This is a genomic window from Streptomyces sp. NRRL F-5650, from assembly GCF_000721365.1.
Classification (GTDB): Bacteria; Actinomycetota; Actinomycetes; order Streptomycetales; family Streptomycetaceae; genus Streptomyces; species Streptomyces ardesiacus.
In genome coordinates this window covers 141113-163076 of the sequence record NZ_JOGV01000010.1, presented here as the reverse complement: position 1 = coordinate 163076, position 21964 = coordinate 141113, and the positions used below count along the sequence as shown (strand labels likewise).

At 75.2% G+C, this 21964-nt stretch carries 17 protein-coding genes; 10 read left to right on the top strand and 7 right to left on the bottom strand.

Annotation, left to right across the window (positions count from 1 at the left end; translation table 11 throughout):
• Window positions 1-28 precede the first annotated feature (28 nt).
• The 3 genes from IG88_RS0112340 to IG88_RS0112330 all read left to right on the top strand — a co-directional run bounded on the left by IG88_RS0112340 (window position 29) and on the right by IG88_RS0112330 (window position 3221).
• Window positions 29-1030 carry a phosphotransferase gene (locus tag IG88_RS0112340; RefSeq protein ID WP_031038926.1) on the top strand — a complete coding sequence of 334 codons (1002 nt, stop codon included), beginning with the start codon at window positions 29-31 and terminating at the stop codon, window positions 1028-1030.
• A 59-nt stretch (window positions 1031-1089) separates the two neighbouring features.
• Entirely contained in the window at window positions 1090-1356 is a 267-nt protein-coding gene (locus tag IG88_RS0112335; protein WP_031038923.1) for a hypothetical protein, read from the top strand.
• Window positions 1357-1514: 158 nt separating this feature from the next.
• A complete protein-coding gene (locus IG88_RS0112330; protein ID WP_031038919.1) occupies window positions 1515-3221 on the top strand; it encodes a cellulase family glycosylhydrolase in 1707 nt (568 codons plus the stop codon).
• Window positions 3222-3245: 24 nt separating this feature from the next.
• On the opposite strand, the gene IG88_RS44250 is transcribed toward IG88_RS0112330, so the two are convergent.
• Entirely contained in the window at window positions 3246-3821 is a 576-nt protein-coding gene (locus tag IG88_RS44250) for a hypothetical protein (RefSeq protein WP_234332132.1), read from the bottom strand.
• Between the two features lie 36 nt (window positions 3822-3857).
• Between IG88_RS44250 and IG88_RS0112315 the strand changes: the two genes are divergently transcribed.
• Both IG88_RS0112315 and IG88_RS0112310 read left to right on the top strand, forming a co-directional pair.
• Entirely contained in the window at window positions 3858-4547 is a 690-nt protein-coding gene (locus tag IG88_RS0112315) for a response regulator transcription factor (protein ID WP_031038913.1), read from the top strand.
• Window positions 4544-5866, top strand: a complete 1323-nt coding sequence (locus tag IG88_RS0112310) for a sensor histidine kinase (RefSeq protein WP_031038911.1) — start codon at window positions 4544-4546, stop codon at window positions 5864-5866. Before IG88_RS0112315 ends, IG88_RS0112310 begins: the two co-directional genes overlap by 4 nt.
• A 14-nt stretch (window positions 5867-5880) precedes the next feature.
• On the opposite strand, the gene IG88_RS0112305 is transcribed toward IG88_RS0112310, so the two are convergent.
• Window positions 5881-6774, bottom strand: coding sequence for a CAP domain-containing protein (locus IG88_RS0112305; protein ID WP_031038908.1), 894 nt, complete (start codon window positions 6772-6774; stop codon window positions 5881-5883).
• A 458-nt stretch (window positions 6775-7232) separates the two neighbouring features.
• Here IG88_RS0112305 and IG88_RS0112300 point away from each other — a divergent pair, with 458 nt between their 5' ends.
• From IG88_RS0112300 to IG88_RS0112280, 5 genes are all read left to right on the top strand, one after another.
• Entirely contained in the window at window positions 7233-7511 is a 279-nt protein-coding gene (locus IG88_RS0112300) for an acyl carrier protein (RefSeq protein ID WP_031038905.1), read from the top strand.
• Window positions 7508-8794 (top strand): beta-ketoacyl-[acyl-carrier-protein] synthase family protein, encoded by a 1287-nt coding sequence (locus tag IG88_RS0112295; protein WP_031038900.1) that lies wholly within the window; start codon window positions 7508-7510, stop codon window positions 8792-8794. Before IG88_RS0112300 ends, IG88_RS0112295 begins: the two co-directional genes overlap by 4 nt.
• A complete protein-coding gene (locus tag IG88_RS0112290; protein ID WP_031038895.1) occupies window positions 8791-9792 on the top strand; it encodes an ACP S-malonyltransferase in 1002 nt (333 codons plus the stop codon). The genes IG88_RS0112295 and IG88_RS0112290 overlap by 4 nt, the downstream gene beginning before the upstream one ends.
• A 152-nt stretch (window positions 9793-9944) precedes the next feature.
• Window positions 9945-13319, top strand: coding sequence for a pyruvate carboxylase (locus tag IG88_RS0112285; RefSeq protein ID WP_031038892.1), 3375 nt, complete (start codon window positions 9945-9947; stop codon window positions 13317-13319).
• Between the two features lie 141 nt (window positions 13320-13460).
• Window positions 13461-13829, top strand: coding sequence for a hypothetical protein (locus IG88_RS0112280; protein ID WP_031038889.1), 369 nt, complete (start codon window positions 13461-13463; stop codon window positions 13827-13829).
• A 59-nt stretch (window positions 13830-13888) separates the two neighbouring features.
• On the opposite strand, the gene IG88_RS0112275 is transcribed toward IG88_RS0112280, so the two are convergent.
• The 5 genes from IG88_RS0112275 to IG88_RS0112255 all read right to left on the bottom strand — a co-directional run bounded on the left by IG88_RS0112275 (window position 13889) and on the right by IG88_RS0112255 (window position 21943).
• Window positions 13889-15415 (bottom strand): CYTH and CHAD domain-containing protein, encoded by a 1527-nt coding sequence (locus tag IG88_RS0112275; RefSeq protein WP_031038887.1) that lies wholly within the window; start codon window positions 15413-15415, stop codon window positions 13889-13891.
• A 28-nt stretch (window positions 15416-15443) separates the two neighbouring features.
• Window positions 15444-16628, bottom strand: coding sequence for a M23 family metallopeptidase (locus tag IG88_RS0112270; protein ID WP_037835790.1), 1185 nt, complete (start codon window positions 16626-16628; stop codon window positions 15444-15446).
• Between the two features lie 127 nt (window positions 16629-16755).
• Entirely contained in the window at window positions 16756-19389 is a 2634-nt protein-coding gene (locus IG88_RS0112265; RefSeq protein WP_031038883.1) for a SpoIIE family protein phosphatase, read from the bottom strand.
• 275 nt (window positions 19390-19664) lie between these two features.
• Window positions 19665-20990 carry an alpha-glucosidase/alpha-galactosidase gene (locus tag IG88_RS0112260; RefSeq protein WP_031038880.1) on the bottom strand — a complete coding sequence of 442 codons (1326 nt, stop codon included), beginning with the start codon at window positions 20988-20990 and terminating at the stop codon, window positions 19665-19667.
• Complete coding sequence (locus tag IG88_RS0112255; protein WP_031038877.1) at window positions 20987-21943, bottom strand: carbohydrate kinase family protein; 957 nt, start codon at window positions 21941-21943, stop codon at window positions 20987-20989. Before IG88_RS0112255 ends, IG88_RS0112260 begins: the two co-directional genes overlap by 4 nt.
• Window positions 21944-21964: the final 21 nt, after the last annotated feature.

Genomic DNA, 21964 nt, shown 5'->3' with positions numbered 1-21964 from the left:
GCGCGGCGCGGCGTGCTGGGATGGCCCGATGCTCAGTGACACGCCCGTGGCCGTGGACCGGGGAGGGTACCGGGACACCGTCACCCCCTGGGAGGAGCCGGCCTGGCGCGCCGAGGTGCTCGCCTGGGTGCGGGCCGGGTTCACCGCCCACGGCCTGCGGCCGACGGGGCGGTGGCGGGCGCGGCTGCGGCCGTGGTCGGTCCTGCTGCGGCTGGAGGTTGAGGAACACGGCGCGGTCTGGTTCAAGGCGAACCCGCCGGCCGGCGCCTTCGAAGGCGGCCTGACCGCGGCACTGGCCCGCTGGGTCCCCGGGCACGTACTGGAACCACTGGCGGTGGACACCGGCCGCGGCTGGTCGCTGCTGCCCGACGGCGGACCGCTGCTCAGGGACGTCCTCGCACGGGAGGCGGTCGCTCCCGGCACGTGGGAGGAACTCGTGCGCCAGTACGCGGCCGTGCAGCACGCCCTGGCGCCGCGCGCGGGAGACATCGCACGCCTCGGCGTCCCCGCCGTGCCCACCGCCGCGCTGCCCGGCGTCCTCGACCGGCTCGACGACACCCCGCAGGCGTCCCCGGAGCGGGCCGCGCTGCGGGCACTGCGCCCCCGCCTGACGGACTGGTGCGCTGAACTCGACGCGCTGGGTGTCCCCGACTCCCTGGACCACGCCGACCTGCACGAGGGGCAGGTCTTCCACCCGGCGCCCGGCAGGTTCACCTTCTTCGACTGGGGCGACGCCGTCGTCGCCCACCCCTTCGCCGGCCTCGCCGTCCCCGCCCGCCGGGCCGCCGGACACCACGGGCCGCGGGTGCTCCCGCGCCTGCGCGACGCCTACCTCGAACCCTGGACGGACACCGGCCGCACGACGGTGGAACTGCGCCGGGCGGTGAGCATCGCCTGGCGGCTCAGTGCCCTGAACCGCGCAGCCGCCTACGGCCGGGTCTTCCCCGCCGTGACCGGCACCGCCGGTGCCGCGACGGCCCGGGCGGGCGCTCGCTGTCTGCTGGAACTGCTGGACGAACCACCGCTGTAGCGACGGACCGCCGCCCCGGCGAGGGGCCGTTGTCAGTGGCGGATGCGAGGCTTCACCCCATGGATGAGGTGGAGTTCATGCGCGGCAGGGTCTACGGCGCCGACCACGACAACCCCGGCCCGCGCGCCGGCCGCGCCTACGCGCACCTGGTGGGCGGCCCTCTGGACGGCCTGTTGCTGGACGTCACGGACCTCACGGCACAGGAGCGGGACCGCGGAGTGCTCCTGGCGACGGAGGTGGGCCGCTACGGCCCGGGCGGCCGCGCTTCGTACACCCCGAGGCCGGGGGACGCGCGCCGCTTCGACTGGCGGGGCGACGTGCCCTGATGCGGGGCCCCCGCAAGGGGCCCGGGCGAGCAAGCGATTTCTGTCCGCAGTCTTGACGTGTACGCGGCGCAATGAGTTCCATGGGGGCGAGCTGTGGGAGCGCTCCCACACTTCTTCTCGCCGTCGCCCGTGTCCGCACTACCCCTCCTGGAGTCGCCGTGCGCACAGCAAGACGCGATACACCCGCACCCCGAGCACTCTCCGCCCGCCTGCTGACAGGGCTCGCCGCCCTGATCGGGCTGGTGGTCGTCGGCGCCCTCTGCCCGGCAGCGGCCGTGGCCCAGTCGCCCGGAGCCCGGGCCGCCGCAGTCCAGTCGCCCGGAGCGCAGGCGGTGGGCCTGCACATCGGCGAGGGCCGGCTGCTGGAGGGCAACGGCAACGACTTCGTCATGCGCGGGGTCAACCACGCGCACACCTGGTACCCCGGCGAAACGCAGTCCCTGGCGGACATCAAAGCGCTGGGCGCCAACAGCGTCAGGGTCGTCCTGTCGGACGGACACCGCTGGAGCGAGAACGGTCCCGAGGACGTCGCCGCCGTCATCGGGCAGTGCAAGGCCAACCGGCTGATCTGCGTCCTGGAGGTGCACGACACCACCGGATACGGCGAGGACACCGCGGCCGGCACCCTCGACCACGCCGCCGACTACTGGATCGGCCTGAAGGACGTGCTGGCCGGCCAGGAGGACTACGTCGTCGTCAACATCGGCAACGAGCCCTGGGGCAACACCGACCCCGCCGGCTGGACCGAACCGACCGTCGCCGCCGTCAAGAAGCTGCGCGCCGCCGGACTGCAGCACACGATCATGGTGGACGCGCCCAACTGGGGCCAGGACTGGCAGGGCGTCATGCGCGCCAACGCCCGGACCGTCCACGACGCCGACCCCACCGGCAACCTGATCTTCTCCATCCACATGTACAGCGTCTTCGACACCGCCCAGGAGATCACCGACTACCTGAACGCGTTCGTCGACGCCGGACTCCCCATCCTCATCGGCGAGTTCGGCGGCCCCGCCGACCAGTACGGCGACCCCGACGAGGACACCATGATGGCCACCGCCGAACAGCTCGGGATCGGCTACCTGGCCTGGTCCTGGAGCGGCAACACCGACCCCGTCCTCGACCTGGCGCTCGACTTCGACCCGAGCCGGCTCAGCGGCTGGGGCGAACGCGTCTTCCACGGCGACAACGGCATCGCCCGGACCTCGAAGGAGGCCACCGTCTACGGCGACGGTTCCCCGGCCGACACCGAGGCCCCCACGGCCCCCGGCCCCCCGGTCGTCACCGCGGTCACGGACACCTCCGTCACCCTCGGCTGGACCGCCGCCACCGACGACACCGCGGTCACCGGATACGACGTCGTCCGGGTCCACGACGGCACCGCGACCCGGGTCGCCTCCTCGACGACCACCACCGCCACCGTGACCGGTCTCACCGCCGCCACCCCGTACACCTTCGCCGTCCACGCCCATGACGCCGCGGGCAACCGCTCCGCCCGCTCCGCCGCCGTGGAGGTCACCACCGAGGAGAGCGGCGGCACCCCCGGCGGTGCCTGCGCCGTCGCCTACCGCGTCGTGGGGGAGTGGCCCGGCGGCTTCCAGGGCGAGATCGCCGTCCGCAACACCGCGGCCACCGCCGTCGGCCCGTGGACGCTCGCCTTCGCCTTCGCCGACGGCCAGACCATCACGAACATGTGGGGCGGCACCCCCGCCCAGGACGCCGGCGCGGTGCGTGTCGCCCCGGCCTCCTACACCTCCACCATCCCGGCCGGCGGCACGGTCACCCTCGGCTTCACGGCGCACAAGGGCGCCGCCAACACCGCCCCGAGCACGTTCAGCCTCAACGGCACCTCCTGCGCCACGACCTGAGGCGCGGGACGGAGGTGGGGAACGTCACCACGACACCTCGCGGACGTCCGCCCGGCTCTGCGGCTCGGTCGTCGCGGTGATCTCCGAGCGGTGACGGCTCGCCGTGAAGGTCACCTTCAGCGTCCGCGGCGCACTCTGCTCCGTGCTCACCGTGAAGCCCCGGTTCGGCACCGCCGAGATCAGGCACACCCCGCCGCCGCCGAACCGCACGGTGGCCTTGCCCCCCTCGGACGGCACCGTGTACACACCCGCCCCGCCCTCCTCGCACCCCGGGCCGCCCCCGGCCGCGGGGGGCCGCGGGGCGGTGGTGCGGGGGCTCGGCGTCGGAGTGGGAGCCGGAGCCGACGCGGGCGGCTCCGCGCTGGTCCGGGACGGCGCCGGGCTCGGCGCGCGGCGGGTGGGCGCCGGGCCGGGCGTGGCCGTCACGGTCTTGGACACGGTCGGCCGGGGCGGGTCCGGCAACTCCTTCGGCGCCGTCTGCGCGACCGGCGCGGTCGGCCGGGTCGAGCCCACCACGAAGTGGATCGTGAGGATGACGGCCGTGACACTGGCCGCCGTGCAGGACAGCCAGATGACCAGGTAGCGAAGGAGGCGGGACACGACACCATAGTGACGGACCGGCTAACGTGCCTGCCCATGGCCTCCGTACTTGTCGTCGAGGACGACCCTGTGATCCGGGCCGCGCTGATCGAGGTCCTCACCGGACACGGCTACGCGGTGAAGACCGCACACCAGGGTTTCGAGGCGCTGCGCGACATCACCCAGAGCCCGCCCGACATCGTCGTGCTCGACCTCGGGCTGCCCGACCTCGACGGTCTCGACGTGCTGCGGATGATCCGGGGCATATCCCGCGTCCCGGTGCTGGTCGCCACCGCCCGGGACGAGGAGACCGAGATCATCAGGCTGCTCAACGCCGGGGCCGACGACTACCTGGTCAAGCCGTTCTCCGGCGGCCAGCTCGCGGCCCGGCTCGCCGCCGTACTGCGCCGTTCCGCGCCCGCCGACCCGCGGACCGCGCGGCCGCCCGTCCTCCAGGTCGCCGACCTGCGCATCGACCCCACCGCGCGCACCGCCCATCTCGCCGGCCGCGAACTGCCCCTCACCCGGCGCGAGTTCGACCTCCTCGCCTACCTGGCCGCCCATGCCGACCAGGTCGTCTCGCGGCAGCGCATCCTCACCGAGGTGTGGCAGCAGCCGTACGTGGAGGACCAGACGGTGGACGTCCACCTCTCCGCGCTCCGCCGCAAGATGGGGGAGAAGGCGCGCAGGCCCCGCTACCTCCACACCGTGCGGGGCATCGGCATCAAGCTGGTCAGCGCCCCGTGAGACGCGCCCTCGCCGGGATCGCCCTGGCCGTCACCTCCATGGTGGCGCTCTCGTTCCTCGTCCCGCTCGCCCTCCTCGTCCGCGAACAGGCCCGCGACCGGGTCACCACCGCCGCCGAGCAGCGTGCCGCGGCCCTCTCACCGGTGCTCGCCCTCACCACCCGGCGCGCCGACGTCCAGCAGGCCGTCGCGGAACTCGGCTCCCTGGACCAGTTGGCCGTGCGGCTGCCCGACGGCGGCTTCGTCGGCACCCCGCACGCCCCCGAGGAAGCGCTCGACCGGGCCGTACGGGGGCGCGAGACGCTCGCCGTCGACACCCCGGACGGCTGGGCGTACCTCCAGCCCGTCGTCCTGCGGGGCGAGCGGGTCGCCGTCGTCGAGGCGTACGTGCCCGCCGCCGACCTCACCCGGGGCGTCGCGGCCTCCTGGGGCGTGATGGCCCTGCTCGCCGTCGGCCTGGTGGGCGGCTCTGTGCTGGTCGCCGACCGGCTCGGCGCCCGCGTGGTGCGCTCCTCCCGGGGCCTCAAGCGCGCCTCGCTCGCCCTCGGCTCCGGCGACCTCGGCGTACGGGTGGCCCCGGACGGCCCGCCCGAACTGCAGGAGGCCGGAGTGGCGTTCAACACCATGGCCGACCGGGTCGTCGACCTGCTCGCCGTCGAACGCGAACTGGTCGCCGACCTCTCGCACCGGCTGCGCACCCCGCTGACCGCCCTCTACCTGGAGGCCGACCGGATGGGCGCCACGCCCAGCGCGCGCCGGGTCACGGAGGCGGCGGGGCAGCTCGAACGCGAGCTGGACTCGATCATCGCGGCGGCGCGCACCCCGTTGGCGTCGGCGCAGCTCGCCGGGGCCGGGGCGGGCGCGGCGAAGCCCTGCGACGTCGCCGAGGTGGTCGCCATGCGCCTGGACTTCTGGTCGGTGCTCGCCATCCAGCAGGAGCGGCCCTTCGAGCGGTCCCTCACCCCGCGCCCGACGCCCGTGGCCTTCCCCAAGGACGACCTCGCGGCCGTCGTCGACGCCCTGATCGGCAACGTCTTCCGGCACACCCCGCAGGGCACCCGCTTCCTGGTCCGCGTGGAACGGCGGGAGAGGCACGTGCACCTCACCGTCGACGACGCCGGACCGGGCGTGGCGGATCCGGAGGCGGCCCTCACCCGGGGCGTCAGCGTCGGCGGTTCCACCGGGCTCGGCCTGGACATCGTGGCCCGGGCGGCCCGTACGGCGGACGGCGAGCTGACGATCACCCGCGCGCCGCTCGGGGGCGCGCGGGTGGCGGTGTCGTTCGCGCTGGCCGACTCGGGCGGCGCCGCGCGGCGGTGAGGGGGGACGGCAACTCAGCGGCCGGTGCCGAAGTCCTGGGTCCACCAGGGGCCGCCGTCGCCGAAGTGCACGCCGACGCCCAGTTCCCTGAAGGAGCAGTTGAGTATGTTCGCGCGGTGGCCGGGGCTGTTCATCCAGGAGTCCATCACCGAGGCGGCGTCCGCCTGGCCCCGGGCTATGTTCTCGCCCAGCGCCGACCACTGGTAGCCGGCGGCCTCCACCCGGCTCGCCATGGTGGAGCCGTCGGGGCCCGTGTGGGACATCACGCCGCTGCTCGCCATGACGTCGCTGTAGTCGTCCGCGGCCCGCGTGAGCCTGTCGTTCGCGGTGACCGGAGAGCAGCCCGCCGCGGCCCGCTCCTCGTTCACCAGCGCGAGGACCTGGGCCTCCGCCCCGCCGCCCGCACCGGAACCCGTCCCCGAGCCCGATCCGGAACCCGAGCCCGACTCGGAACCCGGGCCCGTCCCGGTGCCCGAGCCGCCACCGCCGGACCGGCCGCCGCCCGAGCCGTCGGCGGCGCTCTTTCCGGTGGCCTCCACCGGAGCCTTGGACACGGGTGCCGGGGCCTTGACGGCGCCGGCCGTCGGGCTCGCCGTCTTCCCGGGCTTCTTCTCCGGCCCCGTACTCCCGCTCGGGGAAGCGCTCGCCGTGGGGCTCGGGCTCGCCGGCGTGGACGCGAGCGGCGCCGCACCGCCCGCCGCGTCCTCGGCGTTCGGCGCCCGGTCGGCCGCGTCCACGGCGCCCCGGTCCGACGCGGCGCCGTCGTCGCCGTCGACGACGGCCAGCGTGATCCCGACGCCCGCCGTCAGGACCACGGCGCCGAGGGCCAGCGCGCCGCCGCGGGTCCTCGGCCCGCCACGGGGCCGGGCGTGGGAGCGGGACGGGCGGGCGGCTCGGCGGGAACCCATGGGCAGGACACCTCGGCTTGTCGGTCGGCTGACGGAGCCCCCGTACCCGGTGGACGCGGGCGCGCCCACCGGGACCGTGGGGGGTGTGCGAGAGCCTAGGACCCGACCGGCGGGGAAACGGCCGTTCGAAGGTCATCTTCAGAAAGCCTTAAGGGAGCCGCCAAAGTCCGTTGAGGAACCGCGGCGCCACCACCCGCCCCTTACGCGCCCGCCGCCCGCCCCCCTCGGTCCGCGACGGGGCGCTTCACAGTGAAAGGCGGACACGGGCGTCCACCGACCCCCCTGGCGCGCACCCGACGCTCCGCCGTCACCCCCGGCCCGGCGATTGCCGCGCCGGACGGCCGGACAGTCTGTCGGCGTGCAACCGGCAGGTCGCCGGGCACCGCAGGCGCGCCCGGGCCACCGGGTCCTCCCGCCCGCACCGGGCGCGCCGTGCACGGACCGAGGAGGAACCGGACATGCCGTCCACCGCTGACGAACGACAGTTGCTCGACGAGGTGCGGGACCTGCTGGCCGCCACGGTCGAGGACCTGACCGTGGAGGAGATCGACCCCGACTCCTCCCTCCAGGACGACCTGGGCGTCGACTCGCTGGCCCGACTGGAACTGGTCGCCGCGATCGAGGACCGCTGGCAGATCGAGGTGCCGCAGGAACAGGCGGAACGGCTCACGACGGTGCGGCAGATCGCGGCCCACCTCGCCGAGGCCGTCGACGTCCCCGCGGGCGGGACCGCGTGAGCCCACGGCACGCGGCCGACCCCTCCCCCGAGGAACGGGCCGCCGTCGTCACCGGACTGGGTCTGACCACCGCGCTGGGCGGCGACGTGCCCACCACGTGGCGGGCCCTGCTGGACGGCGTGTGCGGTGTCGAGCGCGTCGACTTCGCCGAGCCGGGCGGGCCCGCGCAGGTGTACCTCGCCGCCCCGGCCGCGGTCGACCCCACGACCGCACTGCCGTCCGCCAAGGCCGCGCACTGCGACCGCGCGGCGCAGTTCGCCCTCGTCGCCGCCCGCGAAGCCGTCCGCGACGCCGGGTTCCCCGACGTGGCGGCGCTCTCGGCGGACGGTTCGCGGGTGGCCGTCGTCGTCGGGGTGGGACTGGGCGGCCTCACCAGCATCCTGGAGCAGTACCGGCGGCTGGAGACCCGGGGCGCGGAACGGGTGGGCCCGCGCGCCATCCCGGTCATGCTGCCCAACCACCCGGCCGCCGAGGTGGGGCTGATGGTGGGCGCCAGGGCCGGGGTGCACGCGCCGGTCAGCGCCTGCGCCTCCGGGGCCGAGGCCCTCGCGCAGGCCCTCGGCATGATCCGGGACGGCCGAGCCGACATCGTGGTCGCCGGGGGCGCCGAGGCCGCGCTGCACCCGCTGGCCCTGGCCGGGTTCGCCCGGCTGCGGGCCCTCTCCCGGCGTCACGACGACCCCAAGGGGGCGTCCAGGCCCTTCGACGCCGACCGGGACGGTTTCGTGATGGGGGAGGGCGCCGGCATGCTCGTCGTCGAGAGCGCCCGGCACGCCGCGGCCCGCGGCGCCCGCGTCCACGGCCGGCTGACCGGAGCGGGCATCACCAACGACAGCCACCACGTGGCCCAGCCCGCGCCCGGCGGCACGGGCTGCGCCGCCGCCGTCGACGCCGCTCTCCACGACGCCGGACTCCGCCCGGGGCAGATCCGGCACGTCAACGCCCATGCCACCTCCACGCCACTGGGTGACCTCGGCGAGGCCCAGGCCCTGCACAGCGTCTTCGCCGAAGGCCTCGACGACATCGCGGTCAGCGCCACCAAGGCCGCCTTCGGGCACACCCTCGGGGCCGCCGGGGCCATCGAGGCCGTCCTCACCGTCCTCGCCCTGCGGGAGAGGACCGCGCCGCCCGCGTGCAGCCTCGAACGGGTCGACCCCGAGATCGGCCTGAACGTCGTCGGCCGCAGCCCCGCGTCGCTGGCCCCCGGGCCTCTCGCGGCCGTCACCACCAGCATGGGGTTCGGCGGGCACAACGTCGCGCTCGCCTTCGCAGACGCCTCATGAGCAACGACCCGGCGGCCCCGGCCGGCGGCACACGGCCCACCGTGCTGATGTGCCCCGGCCAGGGGGCCTACCTCCCCGGCGCCCTGCGACACCTCGGCGAGGTGCCCTGCGTCGCACGGGTGCTGCGGGCGGTGGACGCCCACACCACCGCGCTCGGCGGCCCCCGCACCCCCGTCGGCCGCCTCCTCACCGACCCCGCGGCACCCGGCCCCGACCTGCTGGTGCGTACCGACCCCCTCGGCTTCGACCTGGCCACCTACGCCGCCGTGGTCGCCTCCGCCACCCTCCTGCTGGACCTCGCCGCACCATCCGTCCACGCGGTGCTCGGCCACAGCGTGGGCGACCTCGCCGCGCTCACCGTGGCCGGGGCCATCACCCTCGAACAGGGGGTCCGGCTGCTGCACGTACGCGACCGCATGCTGCGCGAGGCCGCGCTGCCCGCGGCGGGCCTGCTGGCCACCGACCTGACCGCCGGGCAGGCGGCGGACCTGCTGCGCACCGAGAACCTGCCGCAGGTACGGATCGCCGCCCGCAACGCCCCCGGCCAGACCGTCCTGGCCGGGCCCGACGAGCAGATGGCCGCCCTGCGGCGCACCGTCCGGGCCCTCGGCCGCCGCGCCACCCCGCTCACCAGCCGCACCGCCTACCACCACCCCCTGCTCACCGAGGTCCACCGGGCCTTCCGGCGCCTCCTGCGCGCCCAGCGCGTCGCCCCGCCCACGCTCACCGTCTACACCGCCACCACGGCCGGACCCGCCCGCACCCCCGCCCACCTGCGCACCGCGGCCGCCGCCCACCTCACCGAGCCCCTCGTCCTCCACCGCACCCTGCACGCGCTGCGCCGGGCCGGTTTCACCACCTACCTCGACAGCGGCCCCCGGGCGCTGCTGAGCACCCTCGCCCGGGCCGGACTGCCCGGCTGCACCACCGCCGCACCCTCCCGCACCCCGGCCGGCCTCGACCGCATCCGCCACCGCCTCGCCACCGCCCTCGGCTGAGCGGTGGGCGCCCCTCACCCGCACGCGAACCCTTGACCCGAGGGCCCCGGCACGGGTTCATGACGGCACCGGGAGTGGCCCGGCTCACATGGCGTACCGGGGGCGGCGCCGACACCATGGTCTCGTCACCCGGCAGGCTGAAGGGATCAAGAATGTTCCGCAAGGTGCTGGTCGCCAACCGCGGTGAGATCGCGATCCGTGCGTTTCGGGCGGGCTACGAGCTCGGCGCGCGCACCGTCGCCGTCTTCCCGCACGAGGACCGCAACTCGCTGCACCGGCTCAAGGCCGACGAGGCCTACGAGATCGGGGAGCAGGGGCATCCCGTGCGCGCGTACCTCTCCGTCGAGGAGATCGTGCGCGCCGCCCGCCGGGCGGGAGCCGACGCCGTCTACCCGGGCTACGGATTCCTCTCCGAGAACCCCGCACTCGCCCGGGCCTGCGAAGAGGCCGGCATCACCTTCGTCGGACCCAGCGCCCACATCCTCGAACTGACCGGCAACAAGGCCCGTGCCGTGGCCGCCGCCCGCGAGGCAGGCGTGCCGGTCCTCGGCTCCTCCGCGCCCTCCACCGACGTCGACGAACTCGTGCGCGCCGCCGACGACGTCGGCTTCCCCGTCTTCGTCAAGGCGGTCGCGGGCGGCGGCGGGCGCGGCATGCGCCGCGTCGAGGAGCCCGCCCAACTGCGCGAGGCCGTCGAGGCCGCCTCCCGCGAGGCCGCCTCCGCCTTCGGCGACCCGACCGTCTTCCTGGAGAAGGCGGTCGTCGAACCCCGCCACATCGAGGTGCAGATCCTCGCCGACGGCGAGGGCGGCGTCATCCACCTCTTCGAGCGGGACTGCTCGGTGCAGCGCCGCCACCAGAAGGTGATCGAGCTGGCGCCCGCCCCCAACCTCGACCCGGCCCTGCGGGAGCGGATATGCGCCGACGCCGTGAACTTCGCCCGGCAGATCGGCTACCGCAACGCGGGCACCGTGGAGTTCCTCGTCGACCGCGACGGCAACCACGTCTTCATCGAGATGAACCCGCGCATCCAGGTCGAGCACACGGTCACCGAAGAGGTCACCGACGTCGACCTGGTCCAGTCCCAACTGCGCATCGCCGCCGGCGAGACGCTGGCCGACCTCGGTCTCTCCCAGGAGAACATCACCCTGCGCGGCGCCGCCCTGCAGTGCCGCATCACCACCGAGGACCCGGCCAACGGCTTCCGCCCGGACACGGGCCGCATCAGCGCCTACCGCTCGCCGGGCGGCTCCGGCATCCGCCTCGACGGCGGCACCACCCACGCCGGTACGGAGATCAGTGCCCACTTCGACTCGATGCTGGTCAAACTCTCCTGCCGGGGACGGGACTTCACCACCGCCGTGAACCGCGCCCGGCGCGCGGTCGCCGAGTTCCGCATCCGCGGCGTCGCCACCAACATCCCCTTCCTCCAGGCGGTCCTGGACGACCCCGACTTCCAGGCAGGCCGGGTCACCACCTCGTTCATCGAGCAGCGCCCGCACCTGCTCACCGCCCGGCACTCCGCCGACCGCGGCACCAAGCTGCTCACCTACCTCGCCGACGTCACCGTGAACAAGCCGCACGGCGAACGCCCCGAGCTGATCGACCCGCTGACCAAGCTGCCCCCGGTGCCGAGCGGTGAACCCCCGGCCGGGTCCCGCCAGTTGCTCACCGAGCTGGGCCCGGAGGGGTTCGCCCGCCGCCTGCGCGAGTCGCCCACCATCGGCGTCACCGACACCACCTTCCGCGATGCCCACCAGTCGCTGCTCGCCACCCGGGTGCGCACCAAGGACATGCTCGCCGTGGCGCCCGCCGTGGCCCACACCCTGCCCCAGTTGCTGTCCCTGGAATGCTGGGGCGGCGCCACCTACGACGTCGCCCTGCGCTTCCTCGCCGAGGACCCCTGGGAGCGGCTGGCCGCGCTGCGCGAGGCGGTGCCCAACATCTGCCTCCAGATGCTGCTGCGCGGCCGCAACACCGTGGGCTACACCCCGTACCCGACCGAGGTGACCGACGCCTTCGTGCAGGAGGCCGCCGCCACCGGCATCGACGTCTTCCGCATCTTCGACGCCCTCAACGACGTCGAGCAGATGCGGCCCGCCATCGAGGCCGTACGGCAGACCGGCACCTCCGTCGCCGAGGTCGCCCTCTGCTACACCGCCGACCTCTCCGACCCGGCCGAGCGGCTCTACACCCTCGACTACTACCTGCGGCTGGCCGAGCAGATCGTGAACGCCGGCGCCCACGTCCTGGCCGTCAAGGACATGGCCGGCCTGCTGCGCGCCCCGGCCGCCGCGACCCTGGTCTCCGCGCTGCGCCGGGAGTTCGACCTGCCGGTGCACCTGCACACCCACGACACCACCGGCGGCCAGCTCGCCACCTACCTCGCCGCGATCCACGCCGGCGCCGACGCCGTCGACGGAGCGGTGGCCTCCATGGCCGGGACCACCTCGCAGCCCTCCCTGTCGGCGATCGTCGCCGCCACCGACCACACCGAGCGGCCCACCGGACTCGACCTCCAGGCCGTCGGCGACCTGGAGCCGTACTGGGAGAGCGTCCGCAAGGTCTACGCCCCCTTCGAGGCGGGCCTCGCCTCCCCGACCGGCCGCGTCTACCACCACGAGATCCCCGGCGGCCAGCTCTCCAACCTGCGCACCCAGGCCGTCGCGCTCGGTCTCGGCGACCGCTTCGAGGACATCGAGGCGATGTACGCCGCCGCCGACCGGATGCTGGGCCGCCTGGTCAAGGTCACCCCCTCCTCCAAGGTCGTCGGCGACCTCGCCCTGCACCTGGTGGGCGCCGGAGTCTCCCCGGCCGACTTCGAGCAGGACCCCGGCCGGTTCGACATCCCCGACTCCGTCGTCGGCTTCCTCCGCGGCGAGCTGGGCACCCCGCCCGGCGGCTGGCCCGAGCCGTTCCGCACCAGGGCGCTGCGGGGCCGCGCCGGGGCCAAGCCGCTCGCCGAGCTGACCGAGGAGGACCGCCGCGGCCTGGAGAAGGACCGCCGGACCACGCTCAACCGGCTGCTCTTCCCCGGCCCGGCCCGGGAGTTCGAGACCCACCGGGCCTCGTTCGGCGACACCGGCGTCCTCGACAGCAAGGACTTCTTCTACGGGCTGCGCCCGGGCAAGGAGTACACGGTCGACCTCGACCCGGGCGTCCGGCTGCTCATCGAACTGCAGGCCGTCGGCGAGGCCGACGAGCGCGGTATGCGCACCGTGATGTCCACCCTCAACGGCCAGCTCCGTCCCATCCAGGTCCGCGACCGCTCGGCCGCCACCGACGTCCCGGTGACGGAGAAGGCCGACCGGGCCGACCCCGGTCACGTCGCGGCCCCGTTCGCCGGAGTGGTGACCCTCGCCGTCGCCGAGGGCGACGAGGTGGCGGCGGGCGCCACCGTGGCCACCATCGAGGCGATGAAGATGGAGGCGTCCATCACCGCGCCGAGGTCCGGCACGGTGACCCGGCTCGCCATCAACCGCATCCAGCAGGTCGAGGGCGGCGACCTCCTCGTCCAACTCGCCTGAGGAACCGGGCCGGGCGCCCCTGCCGGGGCGCCCGGCGGGGGCGTTGTCAGTGCCGTACTGAAGAATGCGGTTCCATCGAGATCAACTCCGGCCGGACCGGGTAGGCGTTCTCGAGTCACTGACCTGGAAAGGCCACCGCCGATGCCGCTCACCGTCGCCGCCCGCCCGCAGACCCCCGGCCTCCGTGAGGCCGGGCGCCCCGCCCGGCCCGGTGCCGCCGAGACCGAGGTCCTGCGCGTCGTCACCGACGCACGCACACCGGTCTTCGTCACCGTGCGGGCGGACGGGCGCCGCAGATACAGCTACTGGCGCCCCCTGGACTCCGCCACCGGCCGGGGCGGCTGCTACGTCGCGCTGCCCACCGCCGAGTGCGACGCGCTGCACGCCGCGGGCCGGATAACGCTCGGCGAACCGCTCGCCGACCCGGACCGGATCACCTACCGGGTCAGTGCCGCCCGCACTCCGGCGGCGCCGCTGCGCGCGCTGCCGGACCGGGCGCGCGCGGCCTGAGGACCGGCCCTCCCGCACCGCATGCGCGAGGGACGCCGGGAGTCCGGCCCGGCCGCCGTTCAGTGGCCGAGCGGCGCCCGCAGCGCGGGGTCCGAGGCCGTCCGCCACACCTCGGCCAGCTCCCGCCGCCGGGCCTCGGCCCCCGCCCGTTCGAGACCGTGCAGCAGCCCCCACGTGAACGCCTGCTCGCCCGCCGCGTGGGCGGCCACCCCCAGCCCCCGCAAGGTCTCCTGGGCGACCACGGCGTCCTGGTGCTCGCCGAGCAACTGCTGCACCGCCTTGGCACGCTCGCCGAGCCGGGCGACCGGCTCACCGAGCGCGGGACGCGCCACCTCGGCCGCGTAGCGGAGCCTCTTGGCCGCCTTGCGCGCCTCGTGCAGCCCCGTCTCCCGCGACCGGCCGGACGGCCGCGCCGACGCCCGGTCCATCCGTGCGGCGAGCCGGGCGTACTCCTTGAGCACCGCCCGGGCCATCGTCCGGGCGGGCTTCCCGGCCCCCCTCGCCCGCAGGGGCGGTTGCCCGGCCAGGGCGTCCAGCGCGTCCAGGAGGCGCAGATAGCGGGGCGCGGCCAGGGCCTCCCGGACCCGGGACCGCGCCTCGTCGCCCCCGGACACCTCCCACACGCGCAGCCGGGCGGCGACGGGACCCAGCACGAGTTCGTCCGGCAGCTCCGCCAGCGCGGCGCCGATCCGCTCGTCCAGCACCTCGTGATCGCGCGCCGCCCCCAACTCGCCGGCCAGCCACCTCAGTTCCGCGCACAGCGGGTCGGTGACCCGCCGGTCGAGCACCGAGCGGTAGGAGCGCAGGCAACCGCGCAGCCGGCGGCACGTGACGCGCATCCGGTGCACGGCGTCGGGCAGGTCACGGCGGACCGCCGGGTCCAGCGACACCAGCCCGCCGGCCTGCTCGCCCACGTACGCGAGCACGTACGCGCCGGCCGACCCGGCCACCACCCCCGGAGCACGTGCCGGCTCAGGGGCCGTTCCCGTCTCCCGCAGCGCCCGGGCGAGCTTGGACGGACCTCCGGCGCGCACGGCCCCCTTCTTCCGGAGCTTCTTCTCGATCGAGTCCAGCAGCCCGGCGTCGACCCCGTCCGCCAGTTCGACCTCCAGCTCGGTCCACTCGGCACGGCCGCCGCCGGACACCGCCGCGTCCGCACGCACCTCGTCGAGGCTCAGTTCGGCGAGCACCCGGCCCTCCGCGTCCCGCAACCGCCGCACGGTCCGGGTGGACCGGACGCGTACGACCGGACGCAGCCCGGCGCCCCGGGTGCGGGACAGGGTCAATTCGCGCAGCGGGTCGGGCACGTCGTCCGACAGCGGGGCCCACAGCTCCTCCCGCGTGTCCCCGGCGAGCGGCAGCTTCAGGTGCCAGCCCGCGTCCGGACCGCCCGTGCGGCGGCGCAGCGTGACCGAGGACCGGGCGAGCCGCAGGTCCGCGGTGTCGTGGTACACGGCGTCGAGTTCCCCGGGGCCGCTCGCGGTGACCGAGGCGACGGGCCCCGTGCCGGTCAGGTCGGGCAGCCAGGCACCGCCGCCCGGCGGCGGCTCGTACTTCCGTTCCGTCTCGCGCTTCGACTGGGTCATGCTCAGTCCTTCGGCACGATCCGGCGGTTCAAACCCCGTCCGGCAGGACCCAGGGGCGCGGATCGGTGTAGTACCCGTCCAGGACGACCTCGAAGTGCAGGTGGGGGCCGGTGGACAGGCCGGTCGAGCCCACTCGCCCGATCGGTGCCCCGGCCTCCACCGCCTGCCCCACGGTCACACCCAGGGCGGAGAGGTGACTGTAGGTCGTCTCCACCCGCTTGCCCTGGATGGTCCCGTGGTCGATCACGATGCGATTGCCGTACGCGCTGGTGAGCGCGGCGAAGACGACACGTCCCCGCCGTGCCGCCACGACCTGCGCGCCCTGCGGCGCGGCGAAGTCCACGCCGGTGTGCAGCTTGGTCACGCCGGTCAGCGGGTGCTCCCGCGAACCGAAGGGCGAGGTGATGGTGAGCGGGCTCACCGGCGCGGTCAGCAGCGCGCCGGCCGCGCCGCCCGCGCCGCCGCCGGAGTCCTCCCGGTCGAGTGCCTCGTACCGGGGCAGCAGGGCCTGGACCTCGGCGACGTACGTCTTCGCCGCCGCGGGCACCCGCCCCGCCTCCGTCACGGCGTCCGGTCCCACGGCGTAGGCGGCCAGCGTCAGCTCCACGAGGTCGCCGTTGATCCGGCCCTCGGTGCGCAGTTCGGTCACCTTCCCGGCCAGTGAGCAGTCCCGTCGGCCCAGCGCCATGATGGCGTCCGCCGGATCGCGCGGCGAGGACGTCCCGTTGCCGTCGTCGTCCTTGCCCCAGGTGCGCCACTCGTCGTCGGTGAAGGCGGCGATGCCCTTCTGGCCCGAGAGTTCGTCCGAGTCGTCGCTCCAGCCCGAGAGCTGGTCGATCTGCGCGGCGAGCACGGACGGCTCCAGGACGGTGCAGGCCGAGGCCGCCTTGCGCAGCCAGGGCAGGTACGAGGGGTCGATGCCGGCGGCGGTGGACGGGTCGGCACCGGAGTCGTCGTCGGGCCACGGGTTCGGCAGTCCGCCCAGGGCGAGGAAGGCAGCCACGCCGGTGACGGTCACGAGCGCCGGCAGCAGCAGCAGGGTGACCGGCCCGGGACCTCGGCGTCTGCGCTTGCGGGGCCGCTCAGGCTGCTCAGGTCGCTCCGGCAGGTGCGGTTCCTCCGGCGCGCCCGGCCGGCCGGGCGAGTACGGCGCCGGTCCTGGTCCGTTCGCGTCGTCGGCCGGCTGCGCCACGGTCAGCCGCTCGTCGTTCACCTGGCCGCTCGCCGGGACGTGATGCTCACGAGGCGACGCTATCCCCGCCCCGCGGCGCACGTCAGGAGCCACCGAGGCAGAAGGCGCTGCCCGAACGGGCAGGGCCGCGGCACCAGGTGCCCGGCCCTCAGGGCGGCGTGGGGCGGACGGCGAGGACCGCGATGTCGTCCGTGCTGTCCGCCCCCAGACCGATCAGCAGCTCGTCGCAGAACGTGTCGAGGGGCTCGTGGGCCAGACCGGCGGCGTGCCGGCGCAGCCGCTCCAGGGCGTCGTCGATGTGCTCGTGGCGGCGCTCGATCAGGCCGTCGGTGTACAGCACGAGCGTCGAGTGGGCCGGCAGCATGTGCCGCGCCGTCTCCCGGGCCACGTCGGGGTCCATGCCGAGCAGCAGCCCGGCTCCGCCGCCCAGGTACCGGGCCCGGCCGTCCCGCGTGGCGAGCAGGGGCGGCGGATGGCCGGCGGAGGAGTGCTTCAGCTCCCAGGGCCCCCGCGCGGACCCCTTGAGCAGCCCGTAGACACAGGTGGCGGTCGCCTCCCGGTGGAGACTGTGATTCGCCAGGTCCAGCCGGCGCAGCACCTCCGCGGGCGGCTCCTCGCGGTCCACGGCGATGCCGCGGAACATGCTGCGCAACTGGCTCATCGCGATGGCCGCGTCGAGGTCGTGCCCCGTGACGTCGCCGATGACCAGCCCGGTGTCCCCGTGCGGCAGCACGAAGCTGTCGTACCAGTCCCCGCCGACCTGCGCGGTGGCCGAGGAGGCCGCGTAGCGGGCGGCCAGTTGCAGCCCCTCGACCTCCGGCAGCACCGGCAGCAGGGAGCGCTGGAGCCGTTCGGCGATGGAGCGGGTGTCCTGGTAGAGACGGGCGTTGTCCACGCCCAGCGCGAGGCTGTGGACCAGGTCGTCGACGAGCGCCAGGTCCTCTTCCGTGAACGGCCGCCCGCCCGGCGCGCGGGCCAGGGTGAGGGCGCCGAAGATCCTGCGGCGGGCCCGTAGCGGGGCGATGACGGCGCTGCCCGCCCCCAGCCGGCGGAACAGCTCGACGTACGCCCTGTCCAGCGGGCTCTCGTGCGGGCCGGACCGCGGGGCTTCGGTGAGCAGCAGCGGCCCGGCGCCGCGCAGCACCCGGGCCAGCGGCCCCCGCGATTCCTCGGTGAACTCCGGGAGCGTGCCCTCGTACGTCCCGGGGCGCAGGGCCCAGGGATCCCGGTGGACGACGCAGACCCGGTCCAGCCGGGTGTCGGCGGTGAACAGGTCCACCACGCACCAGTCCGCCAGCCCCCGCGTCAGCAGCCGTCCGACGCGCTGCAGCCCCTCGTCCAGGTCCAGGGTGTCGTTGAGCCGTGCCGCCAGGTCGGCCAGCAGGGCGAGCCGGTCCATCGTGGACAGGGTGCCCCGGGCACCGGTCGTTCCGGTACCGGCCTCCGGCGCGGCCGGCGGCGGGCGGCCGCCGGGCTCCCCGAGCGCCGGTTCCCGGATGCTGCCGGGGGTCCTGGACACGTCCAGGGCCGCGGTCGCCCGGGGGATGAGCTGGGCGACGAAGACGGTGCGGCCGTCGGCCGTCTCCTGCGTCTGGATGAACAGACGGACGGGGACCAGCCCGCCGTCGCGGTGGAGCGCCGGCAGTGGCACGGAACGCCCCATGATGCGAGTGCGGCCGGTGAGCAGCAACGAGGTGAACGCCGCCGTGTGCCGCTCGCGCAGGTGCTCGGGGACGAGGGTGACGAGCCGGCGTCCGACCAGGTCGTCGGGGTCCCAGCCCAGCAGGTCCGCCGCCGCTCCGTTGGCCGCGACGATCCGGTTGCCCTCGTCGGCGGCGATGGTCGGCATCCGGCTGGCCCGCACCTGGCCGACGTCCCACGGCACGAGCTCGGCCGAACTGATCTCCGGCTCGCGCGGGACCACGGTCCAGGCGGTGGGCGGGTCCCCGGCGAGCTGTCCGGTGATCTCGTCGAAGAGCCAGTCCTGGAAGGCACGGCCGCGGGGCAGGGCCGGCAGGGCGAGCAGCCGCTCCTCCCGGGCCCGCTCCTCGGCCAGGTCGAGCACGCCGCGCAGGGCGTTCACCGCGGGCGCGGCGTCGGGCGGCAGCGGCAGCAGGAGGCTGCGCAGGCCGGAATCGGCGCCCGGCTCCTCCAGCGCGGCCGTCACCCCGGCGCTGATCACGTTGTTGAGGTCGTTGGCCGCCGCGAGGTCCTGCGGCGCCACCCCGAGAGGGTCTGCCGCGGCCGCGGCGAGGGTCAGCTCGCGCAGCACGGCGTGCCGGTGCTGCCGGCACGCCGTCTCCAGCGCGGTCGGCACGTCGACGAGCGTCACCGTCCGTTCGGCGGGGCGCGGCGGTACGGCGGTCTCCCACCCGGACGACGGCGGCGCCGGACTGTCGTGCCACAGCTCGAACCACACCGTCTTGCCCGCGTCGCCGCCGACCGCCCCGTACCGGGAGGCCAACCGCTCCACCAGCGCCAGCCCCTGCCCGGTACCGGCGTACGGGGGGCAGTGCCGCGGCACCAGCGGACGGCCCGGACGCCGGTCCCCGACCCGTACCCGCAGGCGGCCGTCGAGGCGCGCCACTCCCACCTCGACCTCGGTGCGCGCGTGCAGCACCGCGTTGGTGACCAGCTCGCTCACCAGCAGCTCGGCCGTGCCCACCACGTCCGCGGCGGCACCGTCCAGTGCGGCGCGCACGAACCGGCGGGCCGCCGCCGCACTGGTCGGCCGGTCGGGAAAACACCGTGACGCCGTCTCCGGCGGATCGGAGCTAGCCATGACCTCAGTGTGTCCCCCGTACGGCGCGCCCCGCAGCGCGCGCCGTGCCGGAGCGCCCCGCTCCCGCCGACGCTCCTGTCCGCCGGTCGGGTGAGCGCGCCCGCCGCGGGACCGGGCGCGGTCCCCGAGCCGCGTTCGGGAGAGGGAGGTTCGGGGCGGCCGGGGCGACGCCGGGTCTGGCAGGCGGCCGGTTACTCCGATAGCTTGCTGGTGCGGCCCCGCGTTTTCCCCCGTACGCGGGGCCGCACCAGCAGGGCCGCCGTGCGCCGGCCCCCTCAGAGGGCGAGCGTGCCGCGCAGTCCCGGCTGCAGCCGGTCCCCGTGGGCGCGGACCATGTCGTCGCACAGCTTCCAGATCTCCTCGACCCTGAGGGTCGCCGCCGTCGCCGGGTCGGCCATCGCCGCGTGCCGGATGTGCCGGGGATCGTCCTGGAGGGCCGCCCGCACCACCAGGTCGGCGGTGCTCAGGTAGGCCCGGTTGAGGGCCGCCAGCTGCGGGGGCAGCGCGCCGACGCGGGTGGGCTGGATGCCGGCGGCGTCGACCAGGCACGGCACCTCGACGGTTCCGCGGGCGGGCAGGTTCTCGATCAGACCGTGGTTCGGCACGTTGCCGTAGACCGTGCGGGGCGTGCCCGTCACGATGCTGTGGATGATCTGCGGCGCGTACTCCATGGTGCCCTCGACGGTGAGCGGCGCCCCGCAGGCCAGCGCGTCTCGGGTCCGCTCGTACTCGGCCACGTTCTCGTCCACGATGCCCAGATAGGCGCCGACGGGCAGCCGCAGCCGGTCGATCTCGCTGTCGTGGTGCAGGTACCAGGGGACGTACTCCGACGAGTGCTCGCTGGTCTCCGTCGGGTAGTGGCCCAGGCGCCGGTACATGTCCATGCGCACCCGGCGGCGCAGTTGCGGGTCCCCGGCGATCAGGGCGTCCAGGCGCGGGTGGAGGTCCTCGCCCCCGTGCTCCAGGCGCAGCACCCACGCCTGGTGGTTGACGCCCGCGGCCCGGTAGGTGACCTCCTCGTAGGGGACGTCCAGCAGCTCGCACAGGCCCTGGACCGTCCAGTAGACCGAGTGGCACAGCCCCACCACCCGCGTCAGGCCGGTCGCCTCGGCGAGGTACTGGACGTTCATCGCCATCGGGTTGGTGTAGTTCAGCAGCCAGGCGTCCGGGCAGACCTCGGCGATGTCCTGCCCGAGCGCCCTGAGCAGCGGGAAGGTGCGCAGCGCGCGGAAGATGCCGCCGACACCGAGGGTGTCGCCGATGGTCTGGCGCAGCCCGTACCGGGCCGGCACCTCGAAGTCGGTCCGGGTCGCCTCGCCCATGCCGACCTGCACGATGTTGATGACGAAGTCGGCGCCGGCCAGCGCCTCCCGGCGGTCGGCGTGCGCGGTGACGCGCGGCCGGGCGCCGCGCTCGGCGGCGATGTACTCGGCGGCGGCCCGGGCGGTGGCCAGCCGCTCCTCGTCGATGTCGTGCAGCGAGATGTGCGCGGACTTCAGCTCGTCGAAGGCGAAGAGGTCGGCGAGCAGGCCCTGCGTGAAGACGACGCTGCCGGCTCCGACGAAGGCGATCTTGGGGGCGGTCGGGTGGGCGGTGCTCATGCGGGGCTCTCTCCGTTGCGGGTGAGCTGGGCGAACGCTTCGTCCCAGGTGGGCTGTGCGGTGGTGCCGCCGTGCGCGCGGGTGGACAGCGCGCCGCAGACGGCGGCGAGTTCGAGGGCCTCGGGCAGGGGGAGCCCGGCGAGCAGCCCGGCGACGAAACCGGCGTCGAAGCTGTCACCGGCGCCCACCGTGTCCACCGGCCGGGCCGGGATGCCGGGCGTGCTGAGCAGGGTCTTCCCGTCGTGGCACAGGGCGCCCTCGGCCCCGTTCTTGACGGCGACCGTCGGCCCCCGGCCGGCGAGCAGCGCGGCGGCCTCCCCGAGGTCCGCGGGGTCCGGCCCGGCCAGCCGCCGGGCCTCGGCCGCGTTGGGCAGCAGGTAGTCGGTGTGCGGCAGTACGGCGCCCAGGCCGGCCGGGTCCCAGCGGCCGGCCGGGTCGTCGTTGGTGTCCAGCGACGTCGTCGCACCGTGGGAGCGTGCCGTGCGCAGCAGCTCGGGCAGCCCGGCGGCGAGAGCGGGCAGCAGGAAGTACGACGCGGCGTGCACGTGCCGGGCGGCGGCGAGCAGCGCTGCCGGTACGTCCGCGGCCGTCGTGGCCGGCAGGGTGCCCGGGGCCGTGACGATCGCACGGTCCTCGCCCCGGGTGAGGACGACGGTGAGCGGGGTGGGCAGCCCGGGATCGACGAGCAGGGCACCGGTGTCGACCCCGTGCGCGTCGAGGGTGTCGCGGACGTAGCGGCCGGCGTCGTCGTCGCCCACGCGGCCGGCGAACGCCACCCGCAGGCCGAGGCGGGCCGCGCCGCACGCCATGATCGCGGCGGAGCCGCCGAGGGTGAGGGCGCCGCCGGGGACGAGCTGTTCGTGCTGGCCGAAGGCGAGGGGGGCGTCGAGGGGACCCACCACGACGTCGGGATTGGCGTCTCCGACGACGAGCAGGTCGAGGCTGTGCGGCATGGGTCTTCCCTGGAAGTGACG

Excerpts from the sequence above, each read along its gene's own strand:
- IG88_RS0112340 (WP_031038926.1), top strand. The coding sequence starts at position 29 with ATGCTCAGTGACACGCCCGTGGCCGTGGACCGGGGAGGGTACCGGGAC.
- IG88_RS0112335 (WP_031038923.1), top strand. The coding sequence starts at position 1,090 with ATGGATGAGGTGGAGTTCATGCGCGGCAGGGTCTACGGCGCCGACCAC.
- IG88_RS0112315 (WP_031038913.1), top strand. The coding sequence starts at position 3,858 with ATGGCCTCCGTACTTGTCGTCGAGGACGACCCTGTGATCCGGGCCGCG.
- IG88_RS0112305 (WP_031038908.1), bottom strand. The coding sequence starts at position 6,774 with ATGGGTTCCCGCCGAGCCGCCCGCCCGTCCCGCTCCCACGCCCGGCCC.
- IG88_RS0112300 (WP_031038905.1), top strand. The coding sequence starts at position 7,233 with ATGCCGTCCACCGCTGACGAACGACAGTTGCTCGACGAGGTGCGGGAC.
- IG88_RS0112290 (WP_031038895.1), top strand. The coding sequence starts at position 8,791 with ATGAGCAACGACCCGGCGGCCCCGGCCGGCGGCACACGGCCCACCGTG.
- IG88_RS0112285 (WP_031038892.1), top strand. The coding sequence starts at position 9,945 with ATGTTCCGCAAGGTGCTGGTCGCCAACCGCGGTGAGATCGCGATCCGT.
- IG88_RS0112280 (WP_031038889.1), top strand. The coding sequence starts at position 13,461 with ATGCCGCTCACCGTCGCCGCCCGCCCGCAGACCCCCGGCCTCCGTGAG.
- IG88_RS0112275 (WP_031038887.1), bottom strand. The coding sequence starts at position 15,415 with ATGACCCAGTCGAAGCGCGAGACGGAACGGAAGTACGAGCCGCCGCCG.
- IG88_RS0112265 (WP_031038883.1), bottom strand. The coding sequence starts at position 19,389 with ATGGCTAGCTCCGATCCGCCGGAGACGGCGTCACGGTGTTTTCCCGAC.
- IG88_RS0112260 (WP_031038880.1), bottom strand. The coding sequence starts at position 20,990 with ATGAGCACCGCCCACCCGACCGCCCCCAAGATCGCCTTCGTCGGAGCC.
- IG88_RS0112255 (WP_031038877.1), bottom strand. The coding sequence starts at position 21,943 with ATGCCGCACAGCCTCGACCTGCTCGTCGTCGGAGACGCCAATCCCGAC.